This is a genomic window from Streptomyces sp. NPDC096132, from assembly GCF_044763345.1.
Lineage (GTDB): Bacteria > Actinomycetota > Actinomycetes > Streptomycetales > Streptomycetaceae > Streptomyces.
In genome coordinates, this window is record NZ_JBIWGA010000052.1 from 1 (window position 1) to 11,779 (window position 11,779).

General features: G+C 72.8%; 10 protein-coding genes. 6 read left to right on the forward strand and 4 right to left on the reverse strand.

Annotation, left to right across the window (positions count from 1 at the left end; genetic code table 11):
* From ACIRF9_RS50145 to ACIRF9_RS50160, 4 genes are all read left to right on the forward strand, one after another.
* The coding region (locus ACIRF9_RS50145; protein WP_403837104.1) for a glycosyl hydrolase family 65 protein at positions 1-420 on the forward strand (420 nt) is incomplete at its 5' end.
* Between the two features lie 118 nt (positions 421-538).
* The gene (locus tag ACIRF9_RS50150) at positions 539-1,444 is read left to right on the forward strand and encodes a universal stress protein (protein ID WP_403837105.1); all 906 of its coding nucleotides are present in this window, start codon (positions 539-541) and stop codon (positions 1,442-1,444) included.
* A gap of 78 nt (positions 1,445-1,522) precedes the next feature.
* Positions 1,523-2,419, forward strand: a complete 897-nt coding sequence (locus ACIRF9_RS50155) for a universal stress protein (protein WP_403837106.1) — start codon at positions 1,523-1,525, stop codon at positions 2,417-2,419.
* 164 nt (positions 2,420-2,583) lie between these two features.
* Positions 2,584-3,588, forward strand: a complete 1,005-nt coding sequence (locus ACIRF9_RS50160; RefSeq protein ID WP_403837107.1) for an Acg family FMN-binding oxidoreductase — start codon at positions 2,584-2,586, stop codon at positions 3,586-3,588.
* A gap of 23 nt (positions 3,589-3,611) precedes the next feature.
* Here the strand turns inward: ACIRF9_RS50160 and ACIRF9_RS50165 are convergent, their stop codons facing one another.
* The 4 genes from ACIRF9_RS50165 to ACIRF9_RS50180 all read right to left on the reverse strand — a co-directional run bounded on the left by ACIRF9_RS50165 (position 3,612) and on the right by ACIRF9_RS50180 (position 7,889).
* Positions 3,612-4,787 carry an ABC transporter permease gene (locus ACIRF9_RS50165; RefSeq protein WP_403837108.1) on the reverse strand — a complete coding sequence of 392 codons (1,176 nt, stop codon included), beginning with the start codon at positions 4,785-4,787 and terminating at the stop codon, positions 3,612-3,614.
* Positions 4,784-5,950, reverse strand: coding sequence for an ABC transporter permease (locus ACIRF9_RS50170; protein WP_403837109.1), 1,167 nt, complete (start codon positions 5,948-5,950; stop codon positions 4,784-4,786). Before ACIRF9_RS50170 ends, ACIRF9_RS50165 begins: the two co-directional genes overlap by 4 nt.
* A 6-nt stretch (positions 5,951-5,956) precedes the next feature.
* Positions 5,957-6,949 carry an ABC transporter ATP-binding protein gene (locus tag ACIRF9_RS50175; protein ID WP_403837110.1) on the reverse strand — a complete coding sequence of 331 codons (993 nt, stop codon included), beginning with the start codon at positions 6,947-6,949 and terminating at the stop codon, positions 5,957-5,959.
* A 61-nt stretch (positions 6,950-7,010) separates the two neighbouring features.
* A complete protein-coding gene (locus ACIRF9_RS50180; protein WP_403837111.1) occupies positions 7,011-7,889 on the reverse strand; it encodes a universal stress protein in 879 nt (292 codons plus the stop codon).
* A gap of 294 nt (positions 7,890-8,183) precedes the next feature.
* Between ACIRF9_RS50180 and ACIRF9_RS50185 the strand changes: the two genes are divergently transcribed.
* Together ACIRF9_RS50185 and ACIRF9_RS50190 are read left to right on the forward strand one after the other, a co-directional pair.
* The gene (locus ACIRF9_RS50185; RefSeq protein WP_403837112.1) at positions 8,184-9,008 is read left to right on the forward strand and encodes a universal stress protein; all 825 of its coding nucleotides are present in this window, start codon (positions 8,184-8,186) and stop codon (positions 9,006-9,008) included.
* Positions 9,005-11,749: a cation-translocating P-type ATPase gene (locus ACIRF9_RS50190; RefSeq protein WP_403837113.1), complete on the forward strand. Its 2,745-nt coding sequence runs from the start codon at positions 9,005-9,007 to the stop codon at positions 11,747-11,749. Before ACIRF9_RS50185 ends, ACIRF9_RS50190 begins: the two co-directional genes overlap by 4 nt.
* The last annotated feature ends 30 nt before the right edge of the window (positions 11,750-11,779 follow it).

The following is an 11,779-nucleotide window of genomic DNA, read 5'->3' on the forward strand; positions in this document are numbered from 1 at the left end:
TCCACCCTCAGCGGTCTGGTCCACGGCTGGGTCCTCGCCCGCGCGCGGCGCGCCGAGGCGTGGACGTACTGCCAGGAGGCCCTGCGCGGCGACATTGCCGACCTGCAGGGCGGCACCACGGGTGAGGGCATCCACCTCGGCGCCATGGCCGGCACCCTCGACCTCGTCCAGCGGGGACTCACGGGCCTGGAGACCCGCGAGGGCGCCCTGTGGCTCGACCCGGTGCCGCTCCCGGAGCTGTCGGCCTACGGCTTCTCCCTCCGCTACCAGGGGCACTGGGGCGTACGGCTGCGCCTGGAGCGCGAAGCGCTGGAGGTGACGGTGCCGCCGTCCGACCGCTCACCGATCGACATCCGCCTCCCGGACCGAGCGGTCCACGTTCGGCCGGGGGAGAGTTGCCGGCTCTCCCTCGCGGACTGACGGAACGTCGGGGAGAGGGGCCGGACGGCCCCCGGAGGGGACCGAGCAGCCTCTGCCCCCGTGTGGGCCGCGGCGCGACGCTGGTACGGAGGACAGACCGAGCGCTGGAGGTGTCGACATGATTTCTCCCGTTGTCGCCGGAGTCGACGGATCCCCCGAGAGCCTGGCAGCCGCCGCATGGGCGGCCCGCGAGGCCGGCCGACGGGACCGGCCGCTGCATCTGGTGCACGCCTGGAACTGGCACCCCCGTCATGAGGACCGCGAGATCGCGAACGCCGCCCAGCGTCATCTGGCCCGGCGCGCGCTGCGGCAGGCGGAGGAACGCGTCCGCGCCGAATGCCCCCGGGTCCGTCTCACCGACGAGCAGATGGAGGGACCGGCCACGGCCGCCCTGCTGAAGGCTGCGGACCAGGCCGACCTGATGGTCCTGGGTTCGCGCGGACTGAGCGGCTTGACCGGATTCCTCGTGGGCTCCGTCGCACTCGGCGTGGTCGCGAAGGCGACCCGGCCCGTCGTCCTCGTCCGGGCGGACGAGTCTGCTGCGGACGAACACCTGCCGACGGACGACGGAAGCGCCTCGACGGACACCGGCTACGGGGACGTCGTGCTGGCGATCGACCTCGACGAAGCCTGCGACGAGGTCATCGAGTTCGCCTTCGAGGCCGCCCGGCTGCGGCACGCCCGGCTGCGGGCCGTGCACGCCTGGCACACGGCCGCCGGCCCGCTCGGCCTCGGCTCCGGCGACATCGGTCTGGTCAAGGAGCGCTGGCAGGGCGAGGAGTGGCTGGGCTTCCTCCAGGCCGTGCTCCAGGTGTGGCGCGACAAGTACCCCGACGTGGAAGTGCTGCCGACGGTGGTGGAGGACAGGCCCACGACCGCGCTCGTCCGGGCCGCGACCGGAGCGAGCCTCCTCGTCGTCGGCCACCGCCTCACCGAACGCCCCGTCGGCCCCCGCACCGGACCCGTCACCCACGCAGCGATCCACCACGTCGGCTGCCCCGTGGCCGTCGTCCCCCATGTCTGAGGGAGTCCGGGACCGTGCTCAGCGGGCCCTGCACCGAAGGGCCGACGACAGCGCGGACGAACGAAGGAGGTGACAGCCATGACGAGGCCCGTCGTGGCCGGTCTGGACGGTTCCAGGGAAAGTCTCGCCGCGGCCGACTGGGCGGCCAGGGAAGCCCTCCGCCGCGGACTGCCGCTGCGTCTGGTGCACGCCTGGGAGGGCCTGCCCGACGACGACACCGACGCGGACCTGCCCGAGATCCGGGCACCGCAGTACCACGCACGGCGGGTGCTGCGCGATGCTCTCGAACTGCTGAACGAGCGGTACCCGCGGCTGTACATCGCCGCCGAGCAGGTGCGCAAGCAGCCCGGTCCCGCGCTCCTCGCCGAGGCCGGGAACGCGGAGCTCCTGATCATCGGCAGCCAGGGGACGGGCGGTGTCGGCGGGTTCATGGCGGGGTCGGTCGCCCCGGCCATCGTCGCGCACGTCTACCGGCCCGTCGTCCTCGTCCGGGCCGACGAGTCGGCGGCGGACGAGCACCTCCCCGACGGTGCGGGAAAGGCGTCGGCCATCACTCCCTGCCGAGACGTCGCGGTGGCCGTCGACATCGGCGGGCCCTGCGACGACGTCCTCGACTTCGCCTTCCGCGCGGCCGAACTCCGCAAGGCGCCGTTGCGCGCCGTGCACGCCTGGCACGTGCCGCTCACCCGGGTCGTCCCCGGCGTCGAGGAGCGCACGCGGATCCGGGGGGAGGCGGAGCGCGAACTCGCGGAGCTGCTCGGACCCTGGCGTGCGAAGTACCCCGGCGTGGTCGTCCGCGAGAACCTCCACGAGGGACGCGCCGCCCATGTTCTCGTCCGCGCGGCGGGTGGGGCCGGGCTGCTGGTCGTGGGCCGTCGCCGACGGCGTGCCGCGGTCGGCCCGCACACCGGTCCGGTCGCCCACGCGTTGCTCCACCACGTGCGCCGGCCGGTCGTGTTGGTCCCGCACGACTGACGGCGCCACCTCCCGGCCCTGACCGCCCCGCCGGCCGCACGGTGTCGCCGAGCCGACGCCGCGCGGCCGGACGGCGCGGTCGCCCAGGGAGCGGCCGGGGCGAGTACGTCACAGCCCCCGGGGACCGCCTGCCGGAGCACCCCGCAGAAAGACTGGTCCTGACCATGTTCGACGTCCGCACAGAACCCTGCCACGCATCCGCCTACCTGGCCCGGGCCGCCGTCACCGCGCCGTCCCCGTACAACACGCAGCCCTGGATCTTCGTCGCCGAGGAAGGAGACCGGGGCGTCGAGGTGCACGCCGACAGCGCCCGGAGACTTCCTCTCGCCGACCCTTCCGGCCGGGAAGTGGTCATCAGCTGCGGGGCCGCTCTTTTCAACATCCGGCTCGCCATGCTGCACCTGGGTTTCAATCCCGTCGTCGAGCATTTCCCGCGCCCGGCGGACCCAGCGTTCCTGGCCCGGGTGGCATGGGGCGCCTACCAGCGCCCCTCGCCCGAGGACGAGCGCCTGTTCGGAGCCCTGCGGCGACGGCACACGGTGCGCGGGCCGTTCCTGGCGGAGCCGCTGCCGCCATCGCTGGTCGAAGACCTGCACCAACACGCACACCGTGCGGGCGCCACGCTGGACTTCGTCGCCGACCGGGCGGGCAGACGGCACCTGGCCGAACTGGTCCGGATCGCCGAGGACGCGCACCGGACCCGTCCGGAGTACGCCGCCGAGCACAAACGGTGGACCTGGTGGTCCGGCGAGCCGCGGTGCGACGGGATTCCGGTCGATGCCGACGTGACGCACCCGGATGTCACGGTCTTCGCCGGACGGGACTATGCCGGCCTCACCCGGATGTTCCCCGCGCCCGCGCAGCGACGGCCCTCGCGAACCGGACCGGTCGCGATCCTCAGTACGGACCGTGACGACCCGGCGGCCTGGCTCAGGACAGGCGAAGCCCTCCAGCGGATCCTGCTCGAAGCGGCGGACCACGGGGTCATGGCGGCCTTCCACACCCAGCCGCTGGAAGTGCCTTCCCTGAGGGTGAGGATCCGGCAGACGCTCAGCGGCGGGGCCTTCCCGCAGATGATCTTCCGCCTCGGGTATCCGCCGTGTCTACGGCCGCTGCCCCGGCGTCCGGTCGCCGAAGTCCTCAGGACGCCCGGCGACGGCCTCACTTGACCTGGCAGACGCGTGCGCAGCCGTCACGCCGGACGGCTGCCGGTCAACCGGTGCCGCAGAGCGAGCGAAGCAAGGGCCAGGAGAGCCACCGCGAAGGCGCTCAGCACGCCGAGTTCGCCCAGGATCGAGCGCAGCCCGCCGTCCCGGGACAGCAAGGTCGTCCACGCGTCCACGGCCCAGGCCTGAGGTGTCGCGTGTCCCGCGGTGCGCAGCCAGTCGGGGACGAGGGCCAGCGGCCACATGCAGCCGCCGAGCATGCCCAGCGCGATACCGAACGCGGGCCCCACCGCGTGCACCTGCTCCGGGGTGCTGAACAGTGCCCCGGCCAGGACTCCGGCACCGGTGCCGACCACCGCCCACACCAGGACCAGGATCCCGGCAGCGAGCGGGTCGCCCCACGCCACGTCGAAGGCGAGCGCGCCGATGCCCACGATCAGCAGGGACTGCAGGAGCGCCAGCAGGAGGTAGGCCGCCGCCTCACCGGCCACCAGCGTGCGGGGGGAGACGGGTGCCGCGAGCGCGCGGGTGTACACGCCGGTCCTGCGGGTCTGCACGATGGCCGCGCCTCCGCCGAGGGCGTTGATGAAGACGAACAGCACCAGCATCGTGGGGGTGCTGTAGCTGTAGCCCAGGGGGAGGTAGTCACTGTCGCCGTTGACCGTCTCCGTCCGCACGGAGATCGGGGACGCGCCCTGTTCGGCAGCGTGGGCCAGGGTGAGGTTCGCGGCGAAGTCGCCGCCGGTCTCGTCGGTCGCGAAGCGGGCGGCCTGCAGGCGTGCCGCGTGGTCGGCCACGACGGCCGCCACCGAGGACACGGCCGAGTGCCCCGCACTGCCCGAGGGCTCCACCAGCACCGGGATGGTGACGGACCGTCCGGCGCGTACGTTCGCGTCGAGACCTGAGGGCACCACGACCACCGCGTCCAGTTCGGCGCGGCGAAGGGCGGTGCGCGCGTCGGCCGCTGAGTCGTAGGCATGTGTGCGCAGGCCCGGCGCCGCCGCCAGGTCCGCCGTCAGCTCCTGCGCAACAGGGCCCGCCTGGCGTGCGGTCACGAGTCCCACGCGGAACTGGTCGAAGCCGCTGACCGTGACGCCGATGACGACGATGATCGCGACAGGCAGCAGCACCATGAAGAACAGCGCCGTCCGGTCGTGGAGCGCCCGTTCGACGGTGGCCCGGGTCACGGCGAGCGCGGTCATGACGTCCTCCTCAGTCGCAGGATCACAGCCGTCACTACGGCCACGGCGGCCGAGAAGGCGGCCATGGCGAGCAGCGGCGTGCCGACGGCGGCCCAGCCCCGCACGCCTGTGCCCAGGTCGGTGAACCCGCGCAGGGCCCAGCCGTTGGGGGTGAACAGGGTGAGCCGGCGCATGAGCGAGGTGCCGGACGCGAAGACGAAGTTGCCGCCCAGCAGCACCAGCGCGAACACGACGACCGACGCCAGCCCCTCGGCCTGCCGCTCCGTCCGTGCGACGGCGATGACGAAGGCGGTCAGACAGACCACGGCGACCGCCATGCCCACGCTGAGGACGGCGACGCCGAACGGATCCGCCCAGCGCGCTCCGAAGGCGAGCCACGACACGAGGGTCACGGTGGCCATGCCGGCCAGGCTGTAGACGAACGCCGACACCGACTTGCCCAGCAGCAGGGCACCGCGTCCGACCGGCGCCGCCGCGATCCGGTCCAGGGTGCCCTGCTGCTGCTCCACGAAGTAGCCGCGCGCCCCGAAGCCGATGGTGAACAGCACGAAGAACATCCCCATGCTGGGCCCGAAGTAGCTGATGACCTTCAGTGGCCTGTCGGGGAGCCCCTGCGCCCGCACCTGCTCCGGCAGCCGCAGCAGCGCCGCCTTCGCCGCGAGCCGGGACACGTCCTCGTGCGGGGCGCCCGCCGCCAGCGCCGTGGCGACCGACAGCCGGTCGGCGTTGACCTGGGCGACGTAGGACTCGGTGACCGCCCGCGCCAGTTGCGCCTGCATCCCGTAGTCGACGTTGTCCAGTACGGTGACCGGCTCCGGGATGCCGCCCCGCAGCGCCGCGGTGAATCCGTGCGGGACGACGATCACGGCGTGGGCCTGTCCGGAGTCGACGGCCCTGCGGGCGGTGCCTTCGTCGTCGTCCGCACGAACACGCACCGTGCCCGCCAGTTCCGGAGCCTCGAGGACCTGGGTGAGCCCGGTGGCGGCAGGACCGTGGTCGAGGTCCACGACGCCGATGTCCGCGCGGAGAGCGGCATTGTTGTTGAACGCCAGTGCCATCAGACCGGCGATGAGCACCGGTGCCAGGAACACGATCACCCAGGCCGAGCGGTCCCGCAGACGCTGCCGCAGGTCCTTGGCGGCGATGGAGAGCACTGCGCGCATGGCGGCTCACTCCCTCAGCGCCGTGCCGGTCAGGTGGAGGAAGACCGTCTCCAGGTCGGGTTCGTCGATCTCCACGCTGCGGATGTCGAGACGGCCCTGCTCACGGGCGAGGTCGAACAGGTCCGGAAGGAGACTCCGCGCGTCCTTGACGACGAGCTCGACCACATTGCCGTGCTCCCCGGTCAGGGCCGCGCCCTCCACCCGGACGAGCCGTCTGCACGCCTGCGCGTACCCGGCGACGTCACCGGCGGCCGTGAGCCGTACCCGGTCGCGTTCGGACACCAGCGACACCAGCTCACGGGTGGTGCCCTCGGCGACCAGACGGCCCCGGTCGATGATGCCGACGCGGTCGCACAGCCGCTCTGCCTCCTCCATGTAGTGCGTGGTGTAGAGGACGGCCATGCCGTCCTCGCCGAACCGGGAGACGCTCTCGAGGATCGCGTGCCGGCTCTGCGGGTCGACCCCGACGGTCGGCTCGTCCAGCACCAGCAGGGTCGGCGCGTGCACCAGCCCGGCTCCGATGTTGAGGCGACGGCGCATGCCGCCCGACAGCGAGTCGACGCGGTCACCGGCTCGGGCCCGCAGGTCGATCAGGTCCAGCACCTCGTCCACCCGGCGCTCCAGTCGGCGGCGGGGCAGCCGGTAGAGCCTGCCGAAGAAGCGGAGGTTCTCACGGACGCTGAGGTCGGGGTAGAGCGCCACGTCCTGCGGGACGAAGCCGATCAGCCGCTTCGCCGGTCCCGCGTCGGTGCGCACCGCCTGCCCCGACACCCGCACGGTTCCCGAGTCGGGGCGCAGCAGCCCGCAGACCATCCGGATCGTGGTGGTCTTGCCGGCTCCGTTCGGCCCGAGCAGCCCGTACGTCTCACCGGGCGCGATGCGCAGGCTCACGTCGTCGACGGCCGTCCTGTCCCCGAACCGTCTGACAAGGTGCGCGCAGTCGAGCAGCGCGGCGGCTTCCCCGGCAGGGCCGGGCAGATGGCTGATCCGGTCGTCCATGTCGTCACCTCGATCGCGGAGCCCGGGCTTCGAAGGGTGGTGCGTTCGAGCGTGCCCCGGCTCAGCCATGTGGTACGACGGCGACGGGGCTCGGGGCGTGGTGCAGTACCGCGTGGGCGACGGGGCCGAGCTTCCACATCAGGTGGGACGGGTGGCGACGGCGTCCCACGACGGTGAGCCGACCGCGGGCGGAGGCGGACAGCAGGGTGTGTGCGGCCGATCCCGTGACGACCTCCTCCACGACGGGGACGTCCGGGAAAGTCTTCCGCCACTCGGCCACCGTGCTGGTGAGCCTGCCGCGTTCCTCCGACTCGTGGCGGTCGTGGGCCCGCTCCAAAGACGTCAGGTGCGGGGCGTGATGGGGAAGGGCCCGCACCACGCGCACACCGATGCCGTACGACTGCGCGGTGGCGAAGGCGAATTGCAGCAGTGGGTCGCCGGCCGGCCCCGCCTCCGACAAGCCGACCACCACCTCGTCGTGGTCCGCCGCAGCCGGGTGGCCCCAGCCGGCCTCGACCGCGGGATCGCCTGCCCGCACGGTGACCGTCGGGCACTGGGCGAGGCCCAGCACGTGCAGGCTGATGGAACCGAGCAGGAAACTCGCCGCCGAACCGAAACCGCGCGACCCCAGCACCAACAGGGACGCGCCCTTGCCGTGGTCGAGGAGGGCGTGGGCGGCGGTGTCCGACACCAGTTCTGTCGTGAGTGCCAGATCGCCGTACCGGTGCAGCAGCTCGGCCTCCGTGCGCTGGAGCAGCTCCCGCCCGTAGCGCTGTTTGCTCCGGGCCTCCTGCGGGATCGGGACGTCGAGCGGCTGCGTGGTCCACGAGTGCAGCAGGACCAGGGGCAACTGCCTGCGGGTGGCCTCTTCGGCGGCCCACCACGCGGCCGTCACGCTCCCGGGCGAGCCGTCGACTCCGACCACGACGGGTCCGGTCATGACACACACCTCCCATATCCGGCGCGACAGGAGCTCGAAGCCTCGGCTGCCGCGCGTTGTCCTCCCCTACCTCAATCCTCAAGAGCCCGGAGAGTCGGCGACAGGGCCGGACGGGACGCCTCAAGGACCCGACCGGCCCCTGCCCCGGCGCCGGGTGAGGGGAGAACGTGAAGTCAGTCAGCAGGACGGTGCCGCCGGGCCGGGGGAGCCGGCAGCACAGGGCTGTCCGCTGTGGCGCCGGGGAGCACGCCTCCTCCGGTCCCGAGACCGCGCGAGGGGAAAGGGGGAGCCGTCATGAGCGGCCCTGTACTGGTGGGAGTGGACGGCTCGACGACGAGCCTGGCCGCGGTGGAGGCCGCCGCACGGGAGGCCGACCGGCTGGGGGTGGAGCTTCGGCTGGCGCACGCCTTCGCATGGCCGACGGCTCATGTCCCCCCGGGCGTGCCTCCGTGGGACCCGGCCGGGAACGGGGCACCCGGCCCGGCGAGGAGCGCGCTGACGGAGGCCGAGCGCCGGGCCCGCGACGCCGCGCCCGACCTGCGCGTCACGCACACGGTCCTCATGGGCGAACCCGCGGCGGTGCTGGAGACCGAGTCGCGCGGGGCGTCGCTCACCGTCGTCGGCAGCCGCTCGGCGCGCCGGTCCGCAGGCACGCGAAGCGGCTCGGTCGCCGTCCGGCTGGCGGCCCACGGCGGTTCTCCGGTGCTGATGGTGAGGGGCAGGCCGGACCCGGCCGGCCCGGTCGTGCTCGCCGGCGACCACGGACACATCGGCAGGGAAGCGGCCGAGTTCGCCTTCGCCGAAGCCTCGGCCCGCGGAACGGACGTGATGGTGCTGAACGGCTTCGATACACGTGAGGGGCGCCAGCCGGACAGGCCCGAGGACACACTGGCGGCACTGCGGAAGGAGTATCCGGACGTCACCGTGCGTCGACCTCGTGTCCGGGGCGGGACGCGCCGAGCGGTCGTCGCGGCGAGCACGCGCGCCCAGTTGGTCGTGATCGCCACGCGTGGCCGAGGCGGATTCACGTCCGCCCTGCCGACGCGGGTCAGCCGAGCCGCCCTGCGGCACGCCGACTGCCCCGTCGCGGTGATCCACGCGGGGGAGGAGACCGCGTGACCAGGCCGATGACGACCGAGGACGCCCGGGAACGCACCGGTGTGGTGCGGGACGCCGGAGGGACGGAGGCCCACCGGCTCGATCCCTTACAGGCCGCGGCCGCGCTCGACGTCGATCCGGCGGTGGGCCTGAGCACCGGCCAGGCAGAGGAACGGGCCGCCGTGCACGGGCCGAACCGGCTGGCCGAAGCGGCTCGGCGCTCGGAGTGGCTGAAGTTCCTGGACCAGTTCCGCAACTGGCTCATCGGCATCCTGCTGGTTGCCGCCGTGGTGGCCGCCGCCATGGGCGACCTCAAGGACGCCGTGGTCATCACCGTGGTGCTCCAGATCAACGCGGTCCTCGGCTATCTGCAGGAGAGGCGCGCGGAGCGCAGTCTGGAGGCCCTGCGTCGCATGCTCGTACCGACCGCCCGAGTGCGCCGCGACGGCCGGGAACAGGTCGTCGCGGCGCACGCTCTCGTGCCGGGAGACCTGGTGCTCCTGGAAGCCGGCGACCGCGTACCGGCCGACGGACGACTGCTGGTCGCGGAGTCGGTCGAAACGGCGGAGGCCGCCCTGACCGGCGAGTCCCAACCCGTCAGCAAGAGCGTGACGGCGACGCCCGGGGACGGCACCGCCCTGGTACCGCTCGCCGAGCGCACCGGCATGCTGTTCATGAACACGTCCCTGACCCGCGGTCGTGCCGAGATGATCGTCACGGCCACCGGCATGGGCACCGAACTGGGCGCGATCGCGGCCGAGTTGCGCTCCGGCACGGAACCCCCCAGCCCCCTCCAGATCCAGCTGGACAGCCTCGGCAAGCGGCTCGCGCTGCTCAGCGGTGTCGCAGTCGTCGTCTACGCCCTTGCCGCGCTGATCCACGGGGAGGCACTGGCCGACATCGCTCTGCGCGCGGTGGCTCTGGCCGTCGCTGCGATCCCCGAGGGACTGCCCGCGGTGCTGGCCCTGACCCTGGCACTCGGGGTGCACCGAATGGCACGCCGCGGGGCCATCGTCAAACGACTGGCCGCCGTCGAGTCCCTCGGATCGGCGACGGTCGTGTGCAGCGACAAGACCGGCACCCTGACCCTCAACGAGATGACCGTGCGGTCCGTGTGGACAGGCGGGAGGCTCTACGAGGTCACGGGGGAGGGATACGCGACGCAGGGCGCCGTCCGCTCGCCCGGCCCTCAAGTCCCCCTGGAACGAGACGACGTGCGCGCCGCCGTCCTGCCCTTCGCCGTGTGCAACGACGCCCGGCTGACGGACGAGGGTTTCCTGGGCGACCCCACCGAGGCCGCCCTCGTCGTGCTGGCGGCCAAGGCGGGAGTGGACGCCGACCTGCTGCGGTCGCAGTGGCCTCGGACGGGTGAACTGCCCTTCGACGCGGCGACCAAGTACATGGCCACCTTCCACGCCGAACCCGACGGCCGCACCCGGGTCTTCGTCAAGGGCGCCGTGGACGTCCTGCTGGACCTCTGCACCGACGTCCATGACGGTGACGGGCGCCGGGGCCTCGACGAGGCGGGCAGGAACGAGATCCTCGCCGTCGTCGCACAACTGGGCGGCAGGGGCCTGCGGGTGCTCGGCGCGGCCACCGCGCTGCTCGACGACACCCCGACCTCGTTCACGCCGGCAGCGCTGCCGGGACTGACGCTGACGTCGATCGCCGGGATCGCGGATCCGCCCCGGCCTCAGGCGCGAGAGGCGATGGCGCTGTGCCGCTCGGCCGGAGTCGCCGTGAAGATGATCACCGGGGACCACGCCGACACCGCGGCGGCCATCGCACGCGAACTGGACATCGACGGAGAGGTGGTCACCGGCGCGGAACTGGACCTCATGACAGAGGACGAACTCGCCAGGCGCGTCGACGACATCGGTGTGTTCGCACGTGTGGCCCCGGAGCACAAGGTCCTGATCGTCCGGGCACTCTCGAGCCGGGGACACATCGTCGCGATGACAGGGGACGGGGTCAACGACGCCGCCGCGCTGCGGGCCGCCCACATCGGGGTGGCGATGGGGCGCACCGGCACCGACGTGGCCAAGGAAGCCGCGGACATGGTCCTCACCGACGACGACTTCTCCACCATCGTGCGGGCGGTCCGCGAGGGCCGCGCCATCTACGGCAACCTGGTGAAGTTCGTACGCTTCCAGCTGGCCACCAACATCGGCGCCATCCTGACCCTGCTGGGGGCCTCGCTGGCCGGACTGCCCGCGCCCCTCACCGCCGCCCAGCTGCTGTGGATCAACATCATCATGGACGGGCCTCCGGCGATGGCCCTGGCCGTCGATCCCGCACGCGACGATGTCATGAGGCACCCACCACGTGACCCGGACGAACGGATCCTGGACGCCCGCCGCCTCCTCGCCGTGGGCCGGGCTGGCGCCGTCATGGCACTGGGCACCGTCGGGCTGCTCGCCCTCGCCCGACAGAGCGTCGGCCCGGAGACGGCACTGACGATGACCTTCACCACGTTCGTCCTGTTCCAGCTGTTCAACGCGCTCAACGCCCGCGCGGACGACGGCCCTGTACTGGGCCGCCACCAGCTCCGCAACCGCACGCTGTGGCTGTGCCTGGCCGGCGTGCTGGTCGTACAGATCGCCGCCGTCCACATCCCGTGGGCGGGCGGCGTCTTCGGCACCGTGCCGTTGGACGCGGCACAGTGGGCCGTGTGCCTGGCCACGGCGTCGAGCGTGCTCCTCGCTGAACTGGTGGTGCGTGCCGCGGGGCGGGGCCGTCGGCGCGGACAGCCACCCGAATGAGGATCCCGCCCCGGCACGGGGCCGACAGCC

Coding starts and splice junctions, on each gene's coding strand:
- ACIRF9_RS50150 (WP_403837105.1), top strand. CDS start 539: ATGATTTCTCCCGTTGTCGCCGGAGTCGACGGATCCCCCGAGAGCCTG.
- ACIRF9_RS50155 (WP_403837106.1), top strand. CDS start 1,523: ATGACGAGGCCCGTCGTGGCCGGTCTGGACGGTTCCAGGGAAAGTCTC.
- ACIRF9_RS50160 (WP_403837107.1), top strand. CDS start 2,584: ATGTTCGACGTCCGCACAGAACCCTGCCACGCATCCGCCTACCTGGCC.
- ACIRF9_RS50165 (WP_403837108.1), bottom strand. CDS start 4,787: ATGACCGCGCTCGCCGTGACCCGGGCCACCGTCGAACGGGCGCTCCAC.
- ACIRF9_RS50170 (WP_403837109.1), bottom strand. CDS start 5,950: ATGCGCGCAGTGCTCTCCATCGCCGCCAAGGACCTGCGGCAGCGTCTG.
- ACIRF9_RS50175 (WP_403837110.1), bottom strand. CDS start 6,949: ATGGACGACCGGATCAGCCATCTGCCCGGCCCTGCCGGGGAAGCCGCC.
- ACIRF9_RS50180 (WP_403837111.1), bottom strand. CDS start 7,889: ATGACCGGACCCGTCGTGGTCGGAGTCGACGGCTCGCCCGGGAGCGTG.
- ACIRF9_RS50185 (WP_403837112.1), top strand. CDS start 8,184: ATGAGCGGCCCTGTACTGGTGGGAGTGGACGGCTCGACGACGAGCCTG.